The organism is Ruegeria sp. CF2 (assembly GCF_056537385.1).
Map to the genome: position 1 here is coordinate 1,304,331 of NZ_JBQFRL010000001.1, position 23,015 is coordinate 1,327,345.

20 protein-coding genes and 1 tRNA gene are annotated in these 23,015 nt (G+C 61.0%); 13 read left to right on the forward strand and 8 right to left on the reverse strand.

The genetic code is table 11. The features are described 5' to 3' along the window. Positions 1–161 precede the first annotated feature (161 nt). Positions 162–1,349, forward strand: coding sequence for a pyridoxal phosphate-dependent aminotransferase (locus ACR0IR_RS06485; protein ID WP_170363397.1), 1,188 nt, complete (start codon positions 162–164; stop codon positions 1,347–1,349). Between the two features lie 15 nt (positions 1,350–1,364). On the opposite strand, the gene ACR0IR_RS06490 is transcribed toward ACR0IR_RS06485, so the two are convergent. Next, positions 1,365–1,883 carry an outer membrane protein gene (locus ACR0IR_RS06490; RefSeq protein ID WP_170338459.1) on the reverse strand — a complete coding sequence of 173 codons (519 nt, stop codon included), beginning with the start codon at positions 1,881–1,883 and terminating at the stop codon, positions 1,365–1,367. A 415-nt stretch (positions 1,884–2,298) separates the two neighbouring features. Here ACR0IR_RS06490 and ACR0IR_RS06495 point away from each other — a divergent pair, with 415 nt between their 5' ends. Then, the gene (locus tag ACR0IR_RS06495; RefSeq protein WP_170363396.1) at positions 2,299–3,843 is read left to right on the forward strand and encodes a trimethylamine methyltransferase family protein; all 1,545 of its coding nucleotides are present in this window, start codon (positions 2,299–2,301) and stop codon (positions 3,841–3,843) included. A gap of 51 nt (positions 3,844–3,894) precedes the next feature. Here the strand turns inward: ACR0IR_RS06495 and ACR0IR_RS06500 are convergent, their stop codons facing one another. Together ACR0IR_RS06500 and ACR0IR_RS06505 are read right to left on the reverse strand one after the other, a co-directional pair. Continuing rightward, on the reverse strand, positions 3,895–4,140 hold the full coding sequence (locus ACR0IR_RS06500; protein WP_170363395.1) for an EF-hand domain-containing protein: 246 nt from the start codon (positions 4,138–4,140) through the stop codon (positions 3,895–3,897). Between the two features lie 536 nt (positions 4,141–4,676). Beyond that, a complete protein-coding gene (locus tag ACR0IR_RS06505) occupies positions 4,677–8,306 on the reverse strand; it encodes a vitamin B12-dependent ribonucleotide reductase (RefSeq protein ID WP_170363394.1) in 3,630 nt (1,209 codons plus the stop codon). A gap of 522 nt (positions 8,307–8,828) precedes the next feature. Here ACR0IR_RS06505 and ACR0IR_RS06510 point away from each other — a divergent pair. Beyond that, the gene (locus ACR0IR_RS06510) at positions 8,829–9,269 is read left to right on the forward strand and encodes a hypothetical protein (protein ID WP_367646430.1); all 441 of its coding nucleotides are present in this window, start codon (positions 8,829–8,831) and stop codon (positions 9,267–9,269) included. Between the two features lie 6 nt (positions 9,270–9,275). On the opposite strand, the gene ACR0IR_RS06515 is transcribed toward ACR0IR_RS06510, so the two are convergent. From ACR0IR_RS06515 to pdxH, 4 genes are all read right to left on the reverse strand, one after another. Continuing rightward, positions 9,276–9,352, reverse strand: a tRNA-Pro gene (locus ACR0IR_RS06515). 43 nt (positions 9,353–9,395) lie between these two features. Continuing rightward, the gene (locus ACR0IR_RS06520; protein WP_170363393.1) at positions 9,396–9,857 is read right to left on the reverse strand and encodes a DUF192 domain-containing protein; all 462 of its coding nucleotides are present in this window, start codon (positions 9,855–9,857) and stop codon (positions 9,396–9,398) included. Positions 9,858–9,869: 12 nt separating this feature from the next. Continuing rightward, entirely contained in the window at positions 9,870–10,397 is a 528-nt protein-coding gene (locus tag ACR0IR_RS06525; RefSeq protein ID WP_093962172.1) for a cold-shock protein, read from the reverse strand. A 121-nt stretch (positions 10,398–10,518) separates the two neighbouring features. After that, on the reverse strand, positions 10,519–11,124 hold the full coding sequence (pdxH, locus tag ACR0IR_RS06530) for a pyridoxamine 5'-phosphate oxidase (protein WP_170363392.1): 606 nt from the start codon (positions 11,122–11,124) through the stop codon (positions 10,519–10,521). Positions 11,125–11,259: 135 nt separating this feature from the next. On the opposite strand from pdxH, the gene fabI reads away from it, so the two are divergent. From fabI to trpE, 5 genes are all read left to right on the forward strand, one after another. Continuing rightward, positions 11,260–12,066 carry an enoyl-ACP reductase FabI gene (gene fabI, locus ACR0IR_RS06535; protein WP_170338454.1) on the forward strand — a complete coding sequence of 269 codons (807 nt, stop codon included), beginning with the start codon at positions 11,260–11,262 and terminating at the stop codon, positions 12,064–12,066. A 4-nt stretch (positions 12,067–12,070) separates the two neighbouring features. Then, positions 12,071–12,580 carry a xanthine phosphoribosyltransferase gene (gene gpt / locus ACR0IR_RS06540; protein WP_149774418.1) on the forward strand — a complete coding sequence of 170 codons (510 nt, stop codon included), beginning with the start codon at positions 12,071–12,073 and terminating at the stop codon, positions 12,578–12,580. 40 nt (positions 12,581–12,620) lie between these two features. Then, entirely contained in the window at positions 12,621–13,796 is a 1,176-nt protein-coding gene (locus tag ACR0IR_RS06545) for an aminotransferase (RefSeq protein WP_170363391.1), read from the forward strand. Between the two features lie 81 nt (positions 13,797–13,877). Continuing rightward, positions 13,878–15,719: a peptidyl-prolyl cis-trans isomerase gene (locus ACR0IR_RS06550; RefSeq protein ID WP_170418674.1), complete on the forward strand. Its 1,842-nt coding sequence runs from the start codon at positions 13,878–13,880 to the stop codon at positions 15,717–15,719. A gap of 11 nt (positions 15,720–15,730) precedes the next feature. Beyond that, positions 15,731–17,242, forward strand: a complete 1,512-nt coding sequence (gene trpE / locus ACR0IR_RS06555; protein ID WP_170359089.1) for an anthranilate synthase component I — start codon at positions 15,731–15,733, stop codon at positions 17,240–17,242. Positions 17,243–17,288: 46 nt separating this feature from the next. Here the strand turns inward: trpE and ACR0IR_RS06560 are convergent, their stop codons facing one another. Next, the gene (locus tag ACR0IR_RS06560; protein ID WP_170363389.1) at positions 17,289–18,752 is read right to left on the reverse strand and encodes a divergent polysaccharide deacetylase family protein; all 1,464 of its coding nucleotides are present in this window, start codon (positions 18,750–18,752) and stop codon (positions 17,289–17,291) included. Positions 18,753–18,948: 196 nt separating this feature from the next. Here ACR0IR_RS06560 and ACR0IR_RS06565 point away from each other — a divergent pair, with 196 nt between their 5' ends. The 5 genes from ACR0IR_RS06565 to ACR0IR_RS06585 are packed head-to-tail and all read left to right on the forward strand — an operon-like array spanning position 18,949 to position 22,997. Beyond that, entirely contained in the window at positions 18,949–19,530 is a 582-nt protein-coding gene (locus ACR0IR_RS06565) for an anthranilate synthase component II (protein WP_170338975.1), read from the forward strand. Continuing rightward, on the forward strand, positions 19,527–20,546 hold the full coding sequence (gene trpD, locus ACR0IR_RS06570) for an anthranilate phosphoribosyltransferase (RefSeq protein WP_170363388.1): 1,020 nt from the start codon (positions 19,527–19,529) through the stop codon (positions 20,544–20,546). Before ACR0IR_RS06565 ends, trpD begins: the two co-directional genes overlap by 4 nt. Further along, complete coding sequence (trpC, locus tag ACR0IR_RS06575) at positions 20,543–21,355, forward strand: indole-3-glycerol phosphate synthase TrpC (RefSeq protein WP_170338444.1); 813 nt, start codon at positions 20,543–20,545, stop codon at positions 21,353–21,355. The genes trpD and trpC overlap by 4 nt, the downstream gene beginning before the upstream one ends. Further along, a complete protein-coding gene (gene moaC, locus ACR0IR_RS06580; protein WP_170338969.1) occupies positions 21,355–21,828 on the forward strand; it encodes a cyclic pyranopterin monophosphate synthase MoaC in 474 nt (157 codons plus the stop codon). The genes trpC and moaC overlap by 1 nt, the downstream gene beginning before the upstream one ends. After that, positions 21,825–22,997, forward strand: coding sequence for a molybdopterin molybdotransferase MoeA (locus tag ACR0IR_RS06585; RefSeq protein WP_170363387.1), 1,173 nt, complete (start codon positions 21,825–21,827; stop codon positions 22,995–22,997). Before moaC ends, ACR0IR_RS06585 begins: the two co-directional genes overlap by 4 nt. Positions 22,998–23,015: the final 18 nt, after the last annotated feature.

Below are 23,015 nucleotides of genomic sequence, written 5' to 3' on the forward strand. Positions count from 1 at the left end.
GGGAATGCAGCAGATAATGATGCAGGTCTTCCGGTTCATGGCCCATCGCATAGCACGCCCGGTCCCGCACGCCAAGACTTCTGTTGCCGACCGGGGAAGCTGATTGACAAATCACCGCGGCTCTGACCCATTCGGCGGACTTGCTGCAACGGAGGCGCGCCATGAAACTTTCGCACCGCATCACACATCTGACCGGAGGCGGTTCGGACGGGTGGGACGTGTTCTATCGTGCGCGCCGCATGATTGCCGAAGGCCAGGCCGTGACCGAGCTGACCATCGGCGAGCATGACATCCGAACCCACCCCTCGATCCTGGCCGAGATGGATCGGTCGGCGCGCGCGGGCCATACCGGATACGCCATGGTGCCGGGCACCGATCTGCTGCGCGATACCGTGGCCGCGCGGGTGCAGACCCGGACGGGAGTTCCCACCACGCGCCACAACGTGCTGATCACCCCGGGCGGACAAGCCGCACTGTTCGCCGCGCATATGGCCGTGTGCGACCCGGGGGATGTGGGCCTCTATCTCGATCCGTTCTACGCCACCTATCCCGGCACGATCCGCGGGGCGGACGCTGTCGCGCGCGCGGTTCAGACCCGGGCCGAGGACGCCTTTCAACCCGACGCAACCCTGATCGCCGAACGGGCCGAGGGTGCCGCTTCGCTGTTGATCAACACGCCGAACAACCCGACCGGAGTCGTCTATTCCCGCGAGACCCTGACCGAGATCGCCGATCTGTGCCGCGAACGCGACATCTGGCTGATTTCGGACGAGGTCTATGACACGCAGGTCTGGGACGGCGCTCACCTGTCGCCCCGCGCCCTGCCCGGTATGGCCGACCGCACCCTGGTCGTGGGCTCGATGTCGAAATCCCACGCCATGACCGGGTCGCGCTGTGGCTGGATCGTTGGCCCCGAAGAGGCCATCGACCATTTGATCAACCTCGCCACGCACACCACCTACGGGGTTCCGGGATTCATTCAGGACGCTGCCAGTTATGCGCTGACCGCGGGGGACGAACTGGAACAAGAGGTTGCGGCCCCCTTCCGCCGCCGCCGCACCCTGGCGATGCAGGTTCTGGCCCGACAGAACACCGTGGGCCTGATCCCGGCCCAAGGCGCGATGTATCTGATGCTGGACATCCGCGCGACCGGGCAAAGCGGCGAAGACTTCGCCAATGCGCTGCTGGACACCCACGCCATCGCGGTCATGCCCGGAGAAAGTTTTGGCCAAGCCGCCGCAGGGCATGTGCGTGTGGCCATGACCATTGACGATGACCGGTTCTCCGCCGCCCTTCAGACCCTATGCGAGTTCGCCGCCCGGCTGGCGGGTCAGACGGCGGCCGAGTGAACGAGACGGTTTTGTTCAGAACCGGAAGGTCGTGCGCAGATTGAAGGTGTTGGTATCCAGATCGCCGCGCGACCGCGTGACATCGTTGAAATTCTGCCGCAAGGCTTCGCCACTGATGATCAGCCGGTCGCTCAGAGGATAGGCAACGCCGATCCCGTACACGGCGGCCGTGTCGCTGTCGCCCGAAGTATTCGCCCGCGCGGCACCCACCACGACGTAGCCCAAAGCGGGCCCGAACTCGTATCCGCCGCGCAGTTTCACGCGGGACACGCTGTCCAAACTACCCTCCGAGGCACCCAGGTCGAGGTTCAGCCGGTCATATTCTAACTCACCCCCGACGACGAAGCTGCCCAGATCCAGATCGTATCCGATATTCGCGCCAATGCTGCCCGAATTGCCTCCACTGCCGCCGGGGCCGTCCGCGTCGGTATAACCGAAGGTGAACCCGGCATAAGCTCCGGTCCAATCCTCGGCCAACGCCACCTGCGCCGCTGGAATCAGCAGGACCGACAGCAAGGCGCGGATCAGTTTCATGCAGACCTCCGGTTTTCGTTCAGCACCCTTCGCGATTGCACCAGATGCGGTGATGTGCACCTCAATTAAACATGTGCTTTGGTGCCGTCAGATCAATTCAAGTCACGCAATTCTTAACAATAAGTAATGGAAGCATAACATATTTCGCCCTTTGCGTGAGGATTTCCTGCGGCGTTCATCGATGTTCCAAATTTTCGAGGCCAAAAGCGACATCGGTCGCAAACAGGACAGATTGCTTGCGCGGACCCTGACACCATTCGTCGCAGGAGTTGAGGACCACATGCCAAACGATATCTGGAAGATCTGCCTGATCAGCCGCACCATCGGTGCCGATCGGGGGCGCGCGGCACGAGGACGGCCGGGACGGGTTGAAGCTTCCCCCTGTTGACCTGACTTTCAATTTGGAATCCTCACCATGAACGACCAATCCCGCTCAACGTCCCGCAGTGGCGGCCGCGCCGCCCGACGGGCCGCCCGTGCCGCGGCCCTGCCCGAACATCTGCGCCCCGTCCGCCCGGGGCTTGAGGGCGGCACCTACAAACCGCTCAGCCAACAGGACATGGAGCGTATACACTCCGCCGCGCTCGATGCGCTCGAAACCATCGGTCTGGCCGACGCGCCACCCAGCGGGATCGATTACCTGGTCAATGCCGGCTGTACGCTGGGCGATGACGGGCGTATCCGTTTTCCCCGGGCGCTGGTCGAGGACACGATCGCCCGCGCCAACCGGTCGGTAACGCTGTACAGCCGCGACGGCAAAACCGATCTCGAACTGTCCGGCGGACGCGTTCATTATGGAACCGCCGGTGCAGCCGTCAGCATGGTCGACGCCCAAGGCCGCAACTACCGCGACTCAACCGTGCAGGACTTGCACGATGCCGCGCGGATTTGCGAACAACTGGACAATATCCATTTCGTGCAGCGCCCCATGGTCTGCCGTGACATCACCGACAACCGCGAGATGGACCTGAACACGATTTATGCTTGTTGTTCTGGGACTTACAAGCATGTCGGAACATCCTTCACAGACCCCAGCTATGTAGCTCCGGCCATGGAAATGCTGCATATGATCGCTGGCGGCGAGGATAAATGGCGTGAACGGCCCTTCGTCTCGAACTCGAACTGCTTTGTCGTGCCTCCGATGAAATTCGCGACCGAGAGCTGCCAGGTGATGGAAGAATGCATCAAGGCGGGGATGCCGGTCCTGTTGCTATCCGCTGGGATGGCGGGTGCCACGGCCCCGTCAACGGTGGCCGGTGCGATTGTCCAGGCTACGGCGGAATGCCTGGCAGGTCTGGTTTATGTAAACGCCGTAAGCCCAGGCGCTCCGGCGGTTTTTGGCACTTGGCCCTTTGGTCTTGACCTCAGGACCGGTGCGATGAGCGTCGGGTCTGGCGAGCAGGCCCTGTTGACGGCAGGTTGCGCCCAGATGCACAAATTCTACGACCTGCCTGGCGGCGCTGCAGCCGGTGCTTCGGACTCCAAACTGCCCGACATGCAAGCCGGATGGGAGCAGATGTGTTCCAACGTCATGGCCGGGCTGTCCGGCCTGAACATGGTCTACGAAGCAGCCGGCATGCACGCTTCGCTGCTGGGTTTCTGCTTTGAAAGCCTGATCCTTGGTGACGATCTGATCGGTCAGGCCCTGCGATGCGTTCGTGGGATCGAGGTCACGGACGACACGCTGGCGCTGGACCAGATCGCGTCGGTCTGTCTCGGTGGCCCGGGTCACTACCTGGGAACCGACGCAACACTCAGCCGGATGCAGGCCGACTATGTCTATCCAGCGCTTGGCGACCGGACCTCGCCCAAGGAATGGGCCGAGCTGGGCAAGCCGGACTTGGTCGAAAAGGCCACCGCGAGAAAAGAAGAGATCCTTGGCGCTCCGTCTCCGGCGCGTTTCGATCCGGCGCTGGATGCGGAACTCAGAAGCAGGTTCAACATTCACTTGCTTGCATAACCAATTGAAAAGCAGCCCAGATCGCTCTGGGCTGCCTCGTACTTCAAGCTGTTAACCGTTGCTGGGCGGCAGCAGACCGGCTTCTTGCGCGGCTGTGATTTCGGCCTCATCCAGAGCGCCGTCACCATTCGCGTCCAAAAGCGAGAACGCATCGGCATCCATGTCGGGCACAACGGCCTGAACCTCTTCGATGGTCAGAACGCCGTCGCCATTTGCGTCAGCCGAGCTCTGCGCGAATGCAAGCGCAGGGAACCCGAGGGCAACTGCGGCCAGAACGGCCAGTTTCTGAGAATTCATTGTCAGTCTCCTGATAGGGGGTTTGTGGTAGTCTGTCCGGACAGGCACACAAAACACCTGCTCAGCCGCACTGTCATCGGCCGCAAAGATTTTCCAGAAATTCGCGCCAATCCCTGCCCGTTTGGGCCATTTGGAGTCGCAAGCTTTCGCTGTGCCAAGCCGCCCGCTGGCGCATCGGCACATCTTCCCTCATCCGCACCCCTATTCCCGGCAATCTGTCGCTCAGCCCGACCGAGTCGAAAAAAGAAAGGGGGCCGAAGCCCCCTGTCAGTTTTGCTGTCCAGGCTCAATTCGTTGACCGCCCGGTGTTTTTTTGCCTGCGGCCTGGACTGCACATGGGACGAGCGCACCCGCCCCGTGAGAGAGTGGGAAGGACCGATATTCCGCCCCACCCTGTTCCCGGCCAGCACGGGCATGCCGGCCGAGTGGACCAGGGCGACCTAGGGTAAGTCTCAACGCCCTGATCCGTATTCGTCGGGACCGGAAGTCCGGGGGGAAATCCAGGTCCCTACACCCCGCCTGGCGGGGCGTTTGCCTTAGCTACACCCGCTGGTTGCCCCGCAGGTGTTGCATTTCATGCAGGTGCCGTTGCGCACCAGCGTGTAGTTTCCGCATTCGCCACAAGGATCACCCTCGTATCCCTGCATTTTGGCTTTGGTCCGGGCATCCATCCCGGTAGCCGTTTCGGTGACGACGGTGGTTTCGCTCTTGGTTTCAAAGGTCACGGCCGCTTCGGACAGTCCGGTCGCTTCGCCGGCGGCGCCGTTGAACATCATCAGGTCCTGCGGCAAACGCTTGCGCAAATAACCGGTCGAGCTGATCTGTTTCAGAACCTCCAAGGATTTCGAAGCCGCGCTGTCGCTGATCTCCGAGACGTTCGATACACCCTCTTCTTCGCCACGACCCAAGTCGTCGAATGTTGCGCCCTCGGGTTTCACATGCGCCAGGTCGGTGCGATCGAGGTACGACACGGCCAGTTCGCGGAAGATGTAGTCGAGGATCGACGTCGCGTTCTTGATCGAGTCGTTGCCCTGAACCATCCCGGCCGGTTCGAACTTGGTGAAGGTGAAGGCGTCGACAAACTCTTCCAGCGGCACGCCATATTGCAGACCGACCGAGACGGCGATGGCGAAGTTGTTCATCATCGCACGGAAGCCAGCGCCTTCCTTGTGCATGTCGATGAAGATCTCGCCCAGCTGCCCATCTTCGAATTCGCCGGTGCGCAGATAGACTTTGTGCCCGCCCACGATCGCCTTTTGGGTATACCCCTTGCGACGATGCGGCAGTTTTTCGCGGTGACTGCGGATGATCTCTTTGACCACCACCTTTTCGACGACCTTCTCGGCCAGGGTCACGGCCTTTTCCTGGATCGAGCCGCTTTCGAGGATTTCAGCCGCTTCGTCGTCATCCTCGACCAGCGCCGCTGCCAGCGGCTGGCTGAGCTTGGACCCGTCGCGATACAGCGCGTTGGCCTTGACGCCCAGGCTCCAGGACAGCTCGTAGGCCTTCTGGCAATCTTCGATCGTGGCGTCATTGGGCATGTTGATCGTCTTGCTGATCGCGCCCGAGATGAAGCTTTGCGCCGCAGCCATCATGGTGATGTGGCTGTCAACACCGAGGAACCGCTTGCCCTTCTTGCCGCAGGGGTTGGCGCAGTCGAAGATTGCATAGTGCTCGGGCTTCAGATGCGGGGCCCCTTCCAGGGTCATGGTGCCGCAGACATGGTCGTTGGCCGCGTCGATATCCGACTTGCTGAAACCCAGATGGCGCAGCATGTCAAAGGTCGGATCGTTCAGCTTGCTGGCCGGGATGCCCAGGACGCCGGTGCAGAAATCCTCGCCCAGCGTCCACTGGTTGAAGACAAACCGGATGTCGAACGCGCTTTCCAGCGCGGCGTCGATCTTGGCCAGTTCGTTCGGGCCGAACCCGTGACCGGTTAGCGAGGTGTGGTTGATCCCCGGCGCGTTGCCGATGGTGCCATGCCCGACTGCGTAGGACACGATCTCCTCGATCTGTGCCGAGGAATAGCCAAGCTTTTCCAGCGCCGACGGCACCGAGCGGTTGATGATCTTGAAGTAGCCGCCCCCAGCCAGTTTCTTGAACTTGACCAGCGCAAAGTCGGGCTCGATGCCGGTGGTGTCGCAGTCCATCACCAGTCCGATCGTGCCGGTCGGCGCGATCACGGTGGCCTGCGCGTTGCGGTAACCGTTTTTCTCACCCAGGCTCAGTGCTTCGTCCCAAGCCGACATGGCCAGATCGACCAGACGCTTGTCCGGGCAGTTGCCGTGGTCCAGAGGCACAGGCTTCACCGCCAGCTTTTCATAACCCTCGGTCACGCCCTGCGACGCGCGGCGGTGGTTGCGGATGACGCGCAGCATGTGATCTGCGTTGCGCTCGTAGCCCTTGAACGGTCCCAGTTCACCGGCAATCTCGGCCGAGGTCGCATAGGCCACACCGGTCATAATCGCGGTCAGTGCGCCGCAGATCGCCCGGCCCTCGTCCGAGTCGTAGCTGTAGCCCATGTTCATCAGCAGGCCGCCGATATTGGCATAGCCCAGACCCAGCGTACGGAAGTCATAAGACAGCTGCGCGATTTCCTTTGACGGGAACTGCGCCATGGTCACCGAGATTTCCAGCGTCAGCGTCCACAGGCGCGAGGCGTGCATGTAGTCCGCCGCCTGGAACTCACCATCCTTCAGGAAAGTCAGCAGGTTCATCGACGCCAGGTTACAGGCCGTGTCATCAAGGAACATGTATTCCGAGCACGGGTTCGAGCCGCGAATCTGGCCGTCTTCGGGGCATGTGTGCCATTCGTTGACGGTGTCGTGGAACTGAATCCCCGGATCGGCACAGGCCCACGCGGCGTGGCCGACCTTTTCCCACAGGTCCCGCGCCTTAACGGTCTTGGCGACCTTGCCATCAGTTCGATTTATCAGTTCCCAATCGGCGTCTTTATCAACAGCAGTCAGGAACGCGTTGGTGACGCGGATCGAGTTGTTCGAGTTCTGACCCGAGACCGAACTGTAGGCTTCCGAATCCCAGTCCGTGTCGTAGGTCGGGAATTCGATGCTGTCATGACCCTGCTTGGCGTAGTCCAGCACGCGTTTGATGTAAGTCTCTGGGATCGCAACCTTTTTCGCTTCGCGAACCGCTTTCTTCAGGCTGTCATTCTTGTTGGGATCATACGCATCGTCTTGCGCACCGTCCCAGCTGCGGATGGCCTCGAAAATGCCGTTCAGCATCTTCTCGTGCATCTTCGATCCGGCAACGATCGAGGCCACCTTCTGCTCTTCGATCACCTTCCATTCGATGAATTGCTCGATGTCAGGGTGATCTGCATCGACGATCACCATCTTTGCTGCCCGACGGGTTGTCCCGCCTGATTTGATCGCGCCAGCGGCGCGGTCGCCGATCTTGAGAAAGCCCATGAGGCCCGAGGACTTGCCGCCACCCGACAGCGCTTCGCCTTCTGCACGCAGATGGCTGAAGTTGGTCCCGGTACCCGAGCCGTATTTGAACAGGCGCGCCTCGCGCACCCATAGATCCATGATGCCGCCTTCGTTCACCAGGTCGTCATCGACCGACTGGATGAAGCACGCATGCGGCTGCGGATGTTCATAGGCCGATTTCGACTTGGTCAGCTTGCCGGTCTTGTAGTCCACATAGTGGTGACCTTGGGCCGGGCCGTCGATCCCATAGGCCCAGTGCAGACCGGTGTTGAACCATTGAGGGCTGTTCGGCGCGGCACGCTGTGTCGCCAGCATGTAACGCATCTCGTCGAAATAGGCGCGCGCGTCCTCCTCTGTCGAGAAGTAACCGCCCTTCCAGCCCCAATAGGCCCAGGCACCCGCGAGGCGGTCAAACACCTGCTTCGAAGACGTTTCGCCACCAAATTCGGCATCGTCGGCCGGAACCGAGCGCCACAGAAACTCGGGCACGTCCTTCTCACGGACTTTTTTCAGTTTGCTGGGAACGCCGGCCTTGCGGAAATACTTCTGAGCGATCACGTCGCTGGCGACCTGGCTCCACCGAGAGGGGACCTCGATGTTATCAAGGCGGAACACGATCGTTCCATCCGGATTGCGGATCTCGGACGTGACGGACACGAAGTCCAACTCTGCGTATGCGTCTTGCCCTGCCTTGGTAAATGTTCTTTCAATCTTCATGTCCGCCGCCCTAGATCAATCAGCCCAAATTCGGTTGTCCGGCACCAATTCCGTTTTGTGGCGGGGTGCCGCCCGCCTTGACCGCCGATCAGGGACGCAGAGGACCGGGCGCTGCCTTTGGCAGCGCAAACCCGTTTGCACGGTTGCACGTCAGTTTGGAGTGCTTTCCGACCCTCGCCCTATGCCAACTCTGGCTATTCCTACCAGATTTAGTGGCAACTCACTCGGCCCATACAATCTGGCGTATCTACCCATAGTTGGTCAACGGCATTTTTTGGCTCCGAACCAAAACTTTTCTGTTGACCGCAAAACCGCAGGATGGGCCAAGGCAGAACGCGCCGATTCCTCCACAACGCTGTCCACAAAACCGTGTAGATCGGTCAAATCGGATTTTCTTTTTTCCCGGCCCGGTTACGAGAAAATGGTCACCTGCCCGCCCGTGCCCCATACTGTGAGGAGAATCACCAATCTTCGTGGCAGCGCAACGCGGCGCATCACGACACACAAATGACGGAGTGCGCCGTGAGAACCTCGATTTTCCGTTTGTTTCCGGTCCTTACCTTGCTGGCCGCTTGTGCGACGCCCGAGCCGGAACAGTCTTCACGCAGTGCTCAGTTCGCCGAATACCCCGATCAGTTATTCAGCACGTTCGAGATCAGCTGCGAAGGTCCGGAGGAACGGTTCACACGGCCCGAGCGCAGCAGTTTCGAGTGCCGTTCCTCTCTGCCTCCGGAAACCACCGCGTTCTTGATCCTCAACTATGACGGTTACCCGCAGGACTTGCCCAAAGGGGTGCGCCGCATGTCTTCGACCCGCAATCAGGCCGGTTACCGGGTCGATGCCGAGTTGTTTTTCCTGGTCCCCCAGAAGGACGGAGCGACGATCAAGGTTCCCGTCGAAAGCTCGGTTCTGGATGATGAATTGACACGGCTCTACCGATATTTCGGTGGAACTCCGTTGTAAGGAAAGTGGTCGGGGCGGCGAGATTCGAACTCACGACCCCCTGTACCCAAAACAGGTGCGCTACCAGACTGCGCCACGCCCCGGACCGTGCGCCTTCCTAACGGCGTCATTCGGATTTGAAAAGCCCTAACAGGGCCAGATTGCAGGGCCTTGCGAAAAAATTTCGTGCCGCATGACCGTACCTGGTGCGATCGAGTAACGGGCGGCAAGCCCCGCATTCACCTCAAGAACCGCAAAGACCGAATCGCCGCCCTCGATTGGGGTCAGATCCCCCGGTACGGCATCGGAATGAACACGGGTCACCAAACCTGTGCGATCCAGAAAGATCATGTCCAGCGGGATCAAGGTGTTCTTCATCCAGAATGCGACCGGCTGGGGCGGATCGAACACGAACAGCATCCCTTCGCCCTGAGGCATACTTTCGCGGAACATCAAACCCTTTGCCCGCTCCTGCGGGGAAACTGCCAATTCGACCAGAAACCGGACCTGTGCCTTGTCATTGCGAAGGTCCACCCGGTCAGACCGGCATTCAGCAAAGGCGCCTTGTGACAGAAAAATACTCAGAAGAAGACCGGCCAGAATCCGCATCACGCGCAGCGCTCAGTCATTGAGCGCGGATTCCCACGCAAGCACTTGTGCGGCCATGCGGCCCCGCTTGCCGTCGATGACCCGCATCGCCAGCGCCTCGCCCGGTTGGAGATCCGCCAACCCGGACCGGCGCAGAACTTCGATATGCAGAAACACGTCCTCGCTGCGACCAAAGACATTGGCAAAGCCGAAACCCTTGCTCTTGTCGAACCACTTGACCCGCGCGGCCTCGAGCGGCGCATGCGCGATCTCATTGGGATCCATTTCGGCGAAATCCGCCAGCATCACCGAGTCGGCCCGCTCGGGCGGATCAATGCTCACGACCTCAACCGCTTGAACGCCACGATCGGTGCGGTGAGTCATGATCTCAATGCCCGCGCCATCCGCGACCGAGCTTTGCCCGAAGTTCCTCAGAACGTTCACGTGCAGCAGGATATCAGGACCGCCATCGTCGGACACGACAAAGCCATACCCCTTTGCAGGGTCAAACCATTTTACGTGTCCACGAACGCGGTACATGCTGTTCAGGTCTTCTGGCACGGTGTTCCCATCACGAGATTCAAAGGGTCGTTAGGGGTCTGATGTGTATGGAAACGTCGGGCAAATTCAAGCTGAAAAAATTCAGACATTTCCGTGTGTTGCATTTCACGATACGCGAACGTCATGGATTCAACCTCTGTACGCTCCACTTTTGCTCGGACGGGTCGCGCCGCCAGCGGAACCTGTCGTGCAACCGAAAGGCACCATCCGCCCAAAACTCGATTTCAACCGGCATCAGCCTGTAGCCACCCCAGAATTCGGGCCGCGGCGGGTTTGATCCCAGCTTTGCCGTCACCTTTGCAACTTCGGCCATCAGAGCAGCCCGGCTGCTCAGAGGTTCCGACTGTCGCGAAGCCCAGGCACCCAGCCGGCTTTTCAGCGAGCGTGACGCATAATATTCGTCGGCCAAAGGGCCGTCTTCTTTGGTGATTGTACCACGAACCCGGATCTGACGCCGCAGTGATTTCCAGTGCATAACAAAAGCGGCTTTGCCGGCCGCATCCAGCTCTTGGGCCTTGGCGCTGTGATAGTTGGTATAGAAAACGAAGGAGTCCGCCTCGATATCCTTCAGCAACACCATCCGTGCGTTCGGCATACCATCGGGGTCCACGGTTGCCAGGGCAATCGCGTTCGGATCGTTCGGTTCCGTCTTTTCGGCTTCGGCCAACCAACGGGCCGCGATCACGAACGGATCGTCACCGGCAAAGATGCCGTTTCGCTCACTCATGTCCATCCCCTGGAACGAATTGAACATGACCCTACGGCGAGAACCCGCCCCGGGCAAGAGTGCATGGCCTTGATGCAGCGCAATCAATGGCATAAACCAACGCAACACATCGCGACGACAGGCGGAGAACCGAACATGTCAAATCAGTTGATGGCCGGCAAGCGCGGCCTCATCATGGGACTGGCCAATGACAAATCAATCGCATGGGGAATCGCCCGCGCCTTGTCCGAAGCCGGAGCCGAACTGGCTTTCTCTTATCAGGGGGATGCACTGAAAAAACGGGTCGACCCGTTGGCGGCCCAACTGGGAAGTGAGATCGTCCTTCCCTGTGACGTCAGCAACGAAGAGTCGATCGACGAGCTGTTCGCGGCACTGAAAGAGAAATGGGGCAAGCTGGATTTCGTCGTCCACGCCATTGGTTTCTCCGACAAGAACGAACTTCGCGGCCGCTATGTCGACACGTCGCGCGCGAATTTCAAGCTGACGATGGATGTGTCGGTCTACTCTTTCACCGCGGTGATGCAACGCGCCGAGAAGCTGATGACCGACGGCGGCAGCGCCATTACCCTGACCTATTATGGTGCTGAGCAGGTCATGCCGCATTACAATGTCATGGGTGTGGCCAAGGCCGCGCTCGAGGCGTCGGTGAAATACCTGGCCGAGGACTTGGGCAAGGACAACATCCGCATCAACGCGATCTCCGCCGGGCCGATCAAGACTCTGGCCGCCAGCGGCATCGGCGACTTCCGCTACATCATGAAGTGGAACGAGTACAACTCTCCCTTGCGCCGCAACGTGACCATCGATGACGTGGGCAAATCGGCCCTTTATCTTCTGTCCGACCTCAGCAGCGGCGTGACCGGTGAAAACCTGCACGTTGACTCGGGTTATCACATCGTCGGCATGAAAGCCGTCGACGCGCCGGATGTGGAAAAGGGATAAGACCATGAGCGCAAAGGACCGCCTGCCACACGAAAAAGGCTTTCATATCAGCTGGGACCAGATTCACCGCGACTCGCGCGCGCTGGCCTGGCGGCTGGACGGTCAGGGACCGGATGAGGGCGCATGGCGCGCCGTCGTCGCGATCACGCGTGGCGGCATGGCACCTGCGATGATCGTCAGCCGAGAGCTGGACATCCGCACCGTAGATACGATCAGCGTCAAATCCTATCACCATCAGGAACGTGGCGAGGCAGAGGTGCTCAAGGCCCCCGATGCCGATCTGATGGGGGATGGTGAGGGCGTGCTGATCATCGATGATCTGGTCGACAGCGGCAAGACGCTGGAACTGGTGCGCAAGATGTACCCCAAGGCCCATTTCGCCACGGTCTATGCCAAGCCCAAGGGCCGCCCGATGGTCGATACCTTCATCACCGAGGTCAGCCAAGACACCTGGATCTTCTTCCCTTGGGATATGGCCCTGCAATATGTCGAGCCCTATCGCGGCACCGACTGATCCCACTTATCCACCACAAATCAGCAAGACCGGACACCCGATGACATTGACCCGCACCGCCGCCACCTTCGCCCCTCCGGTGATGGAGGCGCGGCGTTGGCTCGAAGGGGTCACGTTCTCGGATGACCGCCCGCTGATCAATGTCAGCCAGGCGGCGCCGGTCGATCCGCCGCCTTTGGCGCTGCGGCAGGCGATGGCCGATTTCGCGATCAATCAGGACGCCGCACATCTCTACGGCCCGGTACTGGGCAACCCCGATCTGCGCGCGGAGCTCGCGCGTGAGATCGGCGATCACTACGCTGCCGAGGTTCGGCCGGAGCAGACAGCCATCACCTCGGGCTGCAATCAGGCCTTTGCCTCGGTCATCTCGGCGATCACGGATCAAGAGGATGAGGTCATCCTGCCAACGCCTTGGTATTTCAACCATAAAATGTGGTTGGACATGGCCGGTGTCAAAACGGTTGATCTGCCGACCGGGTCGGACCTGCTGCCCGATCCGGAACAGGCGCGCGCGCTGATCACCAAGCGCACGCGCGCGATCGCGTTGGTCACACCCAACAACCCGGGTGGCGTCGAATACCCGGCGGATCTGGTCCGTGCCTTCTATGACCTGGCGCAACAGCATGGCCTGCGCCTGCTGGTCGATGAAACCTATCGTGATTTCGACAGCCGCAGCGGCCCGCCACACGCGCTGTTCCAGCAGCCCGACTGGGATCGGACGCTGGTGCATCTCTATTCCTTCTCGAAGGCCTACCGCCTGACCGGCCACCGCGTGGGCGCGATCGCCACAGGTGCGCCGCTGCTGTCCGAGGTCGAGAAATTCCTCGACACCGTCGCCATCTGCCCCGGCCAGATGGGCCAGTTCGCGGCGCTGTGGGGGATGCGGAACCTGTCGCAGTGGCTGGCGGGCGAACGCGCCGAAATTCTGGATCGCCGCGCCGCAATCACCGAGAACATGCCCCGCCTCATCGACAAGGGTTGGCGGCTGCTGGGTCTGGGGGCTTATTTCGCCTATCTCGAACATCCGTTCGACATGCCGTCGGACGAACTGGCGCGCAGATTGGTCGCCGAGGCCGGTATTCTGCTGTTGCCGGGCACCATGTTCATGCCCGACCACGACCCCGCCGGGAAACGCCAGGTGCGCATTGCTTTCGCCAATCTGGACCGTGCTGGAATCCGGTTATTGTTCGACCGCTTGAAGGCCCTGTCCTTCTGAGCTTGCCCCCCGGCATCCCGCGTCGTATTCAGGGCCGCAACAGTCACGGCAGAACCCTGCCGCAAGATCCAAGAGGGCACTATGGCCGCAGGCATTAACAAACTCTCCAAAACCTTCGTCTGGATTCTCATGGGCATGCTGATGCTGGGTCTTGCCGGTTTTGGCGCCGTCAACCTCAGCGGAACGGTTCGCACAGTCGCCCAGGTCGGGGATGAGGACGTTTCGGTCGATGCCTATGTCCGCGAGCTGCAGCGCGAAATCCGCGCGGTCGAGGCGCAGACCGGTCAACCGATGCAGATGTCACAGGCCCGGGAACTGGGGTTGGATCAGCGGGCCTTGGGGCGTCTGGTTTCGCTGGCAGCCCTGAACAATGAGGTCGCACAGCTGGGTGTTTCGATCGGTGATGCCAACCTGCAGAAGGAAATCGTCGGCATTCAGGCCTTTCAGGGCCCTGACGGATCTTTTGACCGCGAAGCCTACCGCTTCCAGCTGGAACAGATCGGCATGACCGAAACCGAGTTCGAGGAAGACCTGCGAAAGGAAACAGCGCGGACAATCGTCCAAGGCGCGATGATGGACGGTGTTGAAATGCCCGCGATCATGACCAAAGCCCTCGCCGACTATGTTCTGGCTCGCCGTAGCTTTACCGTAGCGACTCTGTCGCCGGACGCTCTGACGACCCCGATCCCCGAGCCGACGGACGCCGAGATCCAAGCGTATTACGACGCGAATACGGATCGGTTCACCCTGCCGCGCACCAAAAAGATCACCTACGCCGTTCTGTCGCCGGAGATGCTGCAGGATACGGTCGAAATCGACGAAGACGCGCTCAAGCGTCTGTATGAACAACGCAAGGACCAGTATCAGCAACCCGAACGTCGTCTGGTTGAGCGGCTGGTCTACCCCTCGGAAGAAGAGGCGACTGCGGCGATGGCGCAGCTGGAAGTCGGCGGGGCGGATTTTGAGCAGCTAGTACGCGAACGCGAACTTGAACTGAGCAGTGTCGATCTGGGTGATGTGACCCGCGAAGATCTGGGCGAGGCCGCGGATGCCGTTTTTGCCGCAGAGATTGATCAGGTCGTGGGTCCCCTGCCCTCGGTCTTTGGTCCGGCCCTGTTCCGGGTCAACGGATCGCTGGCCGAACAGAACGTGAGCTTTGAGGACGCCGAACCGGAACTGCGTGCAGAGCTGGCCGGCGAACGCGCCCGGCGCCTCATCGAGAGCCAAGCCGAAGACATCAACGACATGCTGGCCGGCGGCGCCACGCTGGAAGAGTTGGCCAACGAAACCGAAATGGAGCTTGGCAAGATTGACTGGACCCGTCAAAGCGACGACGGCATCGCCGCGTATGACGGCTTCCGCCAGGCTGCTCAGGCCGTCCGCGAAGATGATTTCCCTGAAATCGGATTCCTCGAGGATGGTTCGATCTTTGCCTTGCGGCTGGACGAGGTTCTGCCGCCGCGCCCCGAGCCGCTGGAGTCCGCACGCGACCGCGTCGCCGCCGCATGGGTACAGGAACAGACAGCCAAAGCGCTTGAGGAACAGGCCAACGGCATCGTGACTCAATTGGCCGTCGACGGTGATTTCACGGCGACCGGGCTGCCATTCCGTGTCGAAAACGCGCTGACCCGCACCGCGTTTTTGGACAACGTTCCGGCCGATTTCATGACCCAGATCTTTGAGATGGAGCCCAATGAACTGCGCGTGATCGCGGGACCCGATGCGGCATTCATCGTGCGACTGGACGAGGTTCTTCCGCCTGCGGAAACCGACGAACAGCGCCTGATGCAAGAGGCCGCTGCCGCGCAGCTGAACCAGGCACTGGCCCAAAACATCTTCGACATCTATGTGCGCGACGCTCAGACACGCGCGCGGCCGACCCTGGATCAACGCGCGCTGAACGCCGTTCAGGCCAACTTCTGACCGGAACGAAAATGGCTCTGACACCCGATTTCGACAGCTTTGCCCGCGCCTACGAGGCCGGACAGAACCAGGTCGTTTATACCCGTCTGGCCGCGGATCTGGACACACCGGTTTCGCTGATGCTCAAGCTGACGGGCGCCCAGAAGGACGCCTTCGTCCTTGAATCGGTGACCGGAGGCGAAGTTCGCGGGCGGTATTCGATCATCGGGATGAAGCCGGATCTGATCTGGCGCTGTCGGGGCGAAACTTCGGAATTGAACCGTTCGGCGCGGTTTGATGCGGATGCGTTCGACGCGCAAGATGGCAACCCGATGGACAACCTGCGCGCGCTGCTCGCCGAAAGCCGCATCGACCTGCCCGATGACCTGCCCCAGGCAGCCGCCGGCCTGTTCGGTTATCTGGGATACGACATGGTGCGCCTTGTCGAATACCTACCGGATGTGAACCCCGATCCTTTGGGCCTGCCGGATGCGATACTGCTGCGCCCGTCGGTTGTTGCGGTCCTGGACGGCGTGAAAGGCGAAGTCACCATTGTGTCTCCGGCCTGGGCCAGCGACGGGCAGTCAGCCAAGGCCGCCTACGCACAGGCGGCCGAGCGTGTGATGGACGCGGTGCGCGACCTGGAACGCGCAATGCCCTCGGAGTCTCGAGATCTGGGCGAAGCACACGAGATCGCGCCGCCGGTATCCAACTTCACCAAGTCGGGCTACATGGAAGCCGTGGAAAAGGCCAAGGAGTACATCCGGGCTGGTGACATCTTCCAGGTGGTTCCGGCACAACGCTGGACACAAGATTTTCCGCTGCCGCCCTTTGCGCTGTATCGTTCCTTGCGCCGCACGAATCCGTCGCCGTTCATGTTCTATTTCAACTTCGGTGGCTTCCAGGTGATCGGCGCCAGCCCCGAGATACTCGTGCGCGTGTTCGGCAACGAGGTGACCATCCGGCCGATCGCCGGAACACGTCCTCGCGGTGCCACCCCCGAAGAGGACAAGGCGAACGAGCTGGATTTGCTGGCCGACAAAAAGGAACTGGCCGAGCACCTCATGCTGCTGGACCTGGGCCGCAACGACACAGGCCGCGTGTCCAAAATCGGCACCGTCCGCCCGACCGAGGAATTCATCATCGAGCGCTATAGCCACGTGATGCATATCGTGTCGAACGTTGTGGGCGAGTTGGCCGGCGACAAGGATGCCCTGGACGCCTTCTTTGCCGGGATGCCGGCGGGCACAGTGTCAGGTGCACCGAAGGTCCGGGCGATGCAGATCATCGACGAGTTGGAGCCCGAAAAGCGCGGTGTCTACGGCGGCGGTGTCGGCTATTTCAGTGCCGGTGGCGATATGGACATGTGCATTGCGCTGCGTACGGCCATCGTGAAGGACCAGAAACTGTATATCCAGGCCGGTGGTGGTGTCGTCTATGACAGCGACCCCGAGGCCGAATACATGGAAACCGTGCACAAATCGAATGCCATCAGGCGAGCCGCGGCGGATGCGGCGCGGTTCACCGGATCCGGGAATTCATAAAAAAAGGCGGCCAATCTGGCCGCCTTTTCTTCTTTTTCTGCATTGATTACTGGATCTGGCTTTTCATCACCGCCGAGATCGGGGCCAGGGCAACTCGGTTGCCGCGATCCTCAAGCCCCCAGAGCAACAACGCCGAAATTGTCTCGGGCCGCAATCGGCCCAGCATCACAACTGCGCCTTCCTGCCCGGCACGAAAAGCGGCCTGGTCCAGGAACCGGCGCATGACCGTTGGATCCTGACGCGCACCGTCGATGTCGCGGAACACCACACTGGATGGAATGCCATTCCGCGCGGCCAGCTTTTGGACGGTGTTCAACCCGTTGTCCTGCACGACCAGCCCACGGCCCGTTCCTGCCGCGATGGCAGCCACCTGATCGGCCAACTTGCGGTTGCCCTGTATCCCGGTGTTCACGCCCTCGAGCAGGCCAACGGTTTCAGGCAAGGTTTCAAGCCAGACCGCCAGCGAAACTTCGGCATCCTGCGCGCTGGCCGCCTTTGGCAGGTCGGTCAAGGCAAGAACTTCGAACCCAGCCTCGCGATAGCGCTTCATCTTCTCCGCCGCTTGCGGATCCGAAGGGCTGACCGCAAAGCTCAGCGGATACGGAAAATCCTTCAGCGCCTCAGCCCCGAACGCACCTTCGTCATCGATCAGGATGATCGACATCAGCGGTTTGGCATCCGGGTTGTCAAAGGCGGCGGCATAAGCATCGATCGGCTTACCGGGCATGCCCTCACCCTCTGCCGGCTGATCGGCCGGGGAATCATCGCGTTCGGTCAGCGGGATCACGCGTTTGCCGGCAATCGAGGATGAGGCCGTTGCCTGTTCGCCGCCGATCTGGGGCAAGGCCGCGATCCGGGCCCGTTTGCGAGGCTGCGTGTCTTCGTCCCCCTCGACCGCGATCGGGCTGTCGCCGGTTCCGGTCGGTTGATCCGGCTCAGGCGTCGACGGCAGCACAGCTGTTTCCGGCTCGGGGGTCGCTTCGGGTTCCGCATTTGCCGTGGTCTCTGGTTCGGCGGTCTCGGGCTCGACGGCCGTGACCTCTTGCGCCGGTGGCTGCGGTGCGGTCGGCGGCGTCGCGTCCACGGTAACGGGCTGGACCTCCTCGTCCGGACTGGACGGAACCGGTCCGGGCGCCGGGGGTGCGGCTGGCGCGTCGGTCGTCACATCGACCGAAGCGGCGTCTCCCGCACCCGGGTCGTTCAAGCCTGCCACGGTGTCACCGACCTGCGGACGATCATCCGGCTCGGCCTGAATGCCATCCAGTCCATTGGACCCATCCGCCGTATCGTCCAGCGCCTCCAACGCTCGTGGCGCGATTTCGACAAGATCGGAATCCGGACCAGCGCCCTGCACTTCCGTATCCGCCTTGGGCAGATCGGCTTCCGCCGCGGCTGGCGCCGCTGTCTGAATATCCGGTTTGCTGCCAAGTGGCGTGTTCAGGGAAAGCACTGCGCCCAGAACCAACACAACGACCGCGCCGGCGATCATTCCACCGATAAATCCGCCCATCTGTTCTTGCCTCTCGTCTTTCATCCTGCCTCGGCAGCCCGTGCACCGTCTTTGCGGCACTCACCCGTCCGGTCGCCTTGTTGGGGTTGTCCCCTTGACGCTGCCGCACAAGCCTGAGCATGTATGTCCCAACACTATACCGTGGCGCGGGGCTGTATCGCCAGTCCGAATTGCCCAAACACAAGACAAGTGCCAAATGCTGCTGCTGATCGACAACTACGACTCGTTTACCTACAACCTTGTCCACTATTTGGGCGAATTGGGCGCGGAAATGGTCGTGCGCCGCAATGATGCGCTGGATGTGCAGGAAGCGATGGCCATGAACCCTGCCGGCATCTTGCTGAGCCCCGGCCCTTGTGATCCGGATCAGGCCGGGATCTGCCTCGCGCTGACCGAGGCAGCTGCGGAAACGCGCACGCCTTTGATGGGTGTATGTCTGGGTCACCAGACAATTGGTCAGGCTTTTGGCGGCAAGGTCGTGCGGTGCCACGAAATCGTGCACGGCAAAATGGGAACCATGCATCACACTGGCAAAGGCCTGTTCGCCGGCCTGCCGTCACCGTTTGAGGCGACCCGCTACCACTCACTGGTCGTCGATCGGGATACCCTGCCCGATTGCCTCGAAATCACGGCAGAGTTGGAAGACGGCACCATCATGGGCCTGCAACACAAAGAGCTGCCGATCCACGGTGTTCAATTCCACCCGGAATCGATCGCCTCGGAACACGGCCACGCTCTGCTAAAGAATTTCCTGAACGAAATGAAAGTCCCCGCATGAGTGACGCGCTGAAACCGCTGATCGGAGCTGCGGCCGATCGCGCCCTGACCCGTGCCGAAGCCGAACAGGCCTTTGAGATCCTGTTTGAGGGTCGCGCCACGCCCAGCCAGATCGGCGGTTTGTTGATGGCCATGCGGACGCGCGGCGAAACGGTCGAGGAATATGCCGCCGCCGCCGCCGTGATGCGCGCGAAATGCAACGCGGTCAAAGCGCCATCTGGCGCGATCGACATCGTTGGAACCGGCGGTGACGGGAAAGGCACGCTCAATATCTCGACCGCAACGGCTTTTGTCGTGGCTGGCGCGGGCGTGACCGTGGCCAAGCACGGCAACCGGAATCTCAGCTCGAAATCCGGGGCCGCCGACGCATTGGGACAGATGGGAATCAACGTGATGGTCGGGCCGCAAGTCGTTGAAAAGGCTTTGCAGACCGTCGGCATCGGGTTCATGATGGCGCCCATGCATCACCCGGCCATCGCCCATGTCATGCCCACCCGGCAAGAGCTTGGTACCCGAACCATCTTCAACATCCTTGGCCCCCTGACCAACCCCGCCGGTGTCAAGCGGCAGCTGACCGGAGCCTTCAGCCGCGACCTGATCCGACCGATGGCGGAAACCCTTGGTCTGCTCGGGGCCGAGCACGCCTGGCTGGTACATGGCTCGGACGGGACCGACGAGATGACGATTACTGGCATCAGCTGGGTCGCGTCGCTTGAGGACGGACGGGTGAAAGAGGTCGAACTGCATCCCGAAGATGCGGGCCTGCCGGTTCATCCGTTTGAAGATATTCTGGGCGGAACACCCGAGGAAAACGCCGTCGCGTTCCGCGCATTGCTGGATGGCGCGCCGTCGGCCTACCGGGATGCGGTCCTGCTGAACGCGGCTGCGGCCCTTGTGGTCGCCGAAGCTGCACCGGACCTGAAACAAGGCGTCGAAATGGCCGCCGAAAGCATCGACAGCGGCAAGGCGAAAGACAAGATTGCTGCTCTGGCACAACTCACACAGGAAGCCGCATGACCGAAACCGTTCTGGACAAGATCAAGGCCTACAAGCTGGAAGAAGTCGCCGCCGACAAAGCCCAAGTTCCCCTGGACGAGGTCGAGCAACAAGCCCGCGAAGCGTCTGAAACGCGCGGCTTTGTGGAGGCTCTGCGCACGGCAAGTCGCCGCGGTTATGGCCTGATCGCCGAAATCAAGAAGGCAAGCCCGTCCAAGGGTTTGATCCGTGAGGATTTCGATCCGCCCGCGCTGGCAAAAGCCTATGAAGAAGGTGGCGCCGCCTGCCTCTCGGTTTTGACCGACACACCCAGCTTTCAGGGTGCCAAGGAGTTCCTGACCGCCGCCCGGGCTGCATGCTCGCTGCCGGCACTGCGCAAGGACTTCATGTATGATCCCTATCAAGTGGTCGAAGCGCGGGCACTGGGTGCCGACTGTATCCTGATCATCATGGCATCAGTCGACGATCAGCAAGCCGCCGAACTGGAACAGACCGCGTTTGACTGGGACATGGATGTCCTGATCGAGGTACATGACGAGGCCGAGCTTGAGCGCGCGGCCGATCTCAAAAGCCCTCTCATCGGGATAAACAACCGCAATCTCAAGACGTTCGAGACCTCGCTTGATACCACTCGTCGTTTGTCCAAGCTGGTTCCCGCTGATCGCATGATCGTGTGCGAAAGCGGGCTGAACACCCCGGAAGACCTTGCGGATATCGCCCGCTATGGTGCCCGGTGTTTCCTGATCGGAGAAAGCCTGATGCGGCAGCAGGACGTCGCCGCCGCAACCCGTCACATTTTGTCGAACCCGCTGGTGCCGGGGGTCATGTGATGCCCCTGACGCATTTTGACAGCGACGGCCAGGCCCATATGGTCGATGTATCGGACAAGGACACGACAAACCGCGTCGCCGTTGCCGCGGGTTACGTAAAAATGGCGCAACAAACCTTTGAAATCATTTCCGAAGGCCGCGCGAAGAAGGGCGATGTTCTGGGGGTTGCCCGGTTGGCCGGGATCATGGGGGCAAAGAAGACACCGGACCTGATTCCGCTGTGCCATCCCTTGCCTGTCACCAAGGTGTCGGTTGACCTGACGTTGGACCCGGACCTGCCCGGCGTGCAGATCGAAGCGACGGTCAAGACCACCGGTCAGACTGGTGTCGAGATGGAGGCCCTGACAGCCGTGTCTACCGCGGCGCTGACCGTCTATGACATGGCCAAGGCCGTTGACAAGGCGATGGAAATTGGGGGGATCCGCGTTCTGCTGAAAGATGGCGGTAAGTCAGGTCGTTACGAGGCGAAATGATAGCGGTTGAAGAAGCCCGACAGTTGCTGTTCGGCCTGGTAGCCACCATGCCCGAAGAGCAGATTGCGCTTGCTGACGCGGCCGGTCGAGTGCTGATGCGGGATGTCAAAGCCGAGCGGGACCAACCCCCTTTTGCCGCCTCTTCAATGGATGGATATGCGCTGAAGTCAGCCGAAGTGGAACGTCACGCGATGTTCAAGGTCATCGGTGAGGCCGCCGCTGGCCAGCGTTTCACCGGCACGGTTGGCCCGGGCCAGGCGGTTCGGATCTTCACCGGGGCTCCGGTCCCCGACGGGGCAGATTTCGTCGTCATCCAGGAAGATACCGACCTGCGCGGCGATCTGTTGACGATCACGGAAGAACCCGGCCAAAAAACCAACATCCGACTGGCAGGCGTGGACTTCACCATCGGCGATACGGTTAGTGCACCGCGAGTCCTCTCGCCTGAGGATCTTGCATTGCTGGCGGCGATGAATGTTCCGACCGTCTCCGTGGCCACCAAACCCCAGATCGCGCTGATCGCCACGGGAAACGAGCTGGTCACGCCGGGCGAAACTCCGGGACCTGACCAGATCATTGCCTCGAACTCGTTTGGCATCAAAGCATTGCTTGAGAATGCTGGCGCACATGTTCGCATGTTGCCAGTGGCACAAGACACACTGTCATCGCTGGAAACCGCATTTGGCTTGGCCGAAGGCTCCGATCTGGTCGTGACAATTGGCGGAGCGTCGGTGGGAGACTACGACCTTGTGGCCGAAGCATCGCAACGGCTGGGGCTCGAACAATCCTTCTACAAGGTCCTGATGCGCCCCGGCAAACCACTGATGGCGGGGCGGCTGGGTGATGCGGCGATGATCGGGTTGCCCGGCAACCCAGTCAGCGCGATGGTTTGCGGATATCTCTTCCTGGTCCCCTTGGTCAAAAAGATGCTGGGCATCCAGACTGTTGATCCGATTCTCCATCAAGCCATCCTGTCGGAGGCCCTGCCACCGAACGGCCCGCGCGAGCATTACATGCGCGCTCGATTGGAAAGCGATGGGATACGCGCATTCGAGGATCAGGACAGTTCGCTGCTCAGCGTTCTGGCGCGGTCGAACGCCTTGCTGATGCGCCCTCCAAATGATCCCACGCGGGCTGCGGGGGAAACGGTGTCCTACCTGCCGATTTAGGTTCAGCCGGCAAATCCA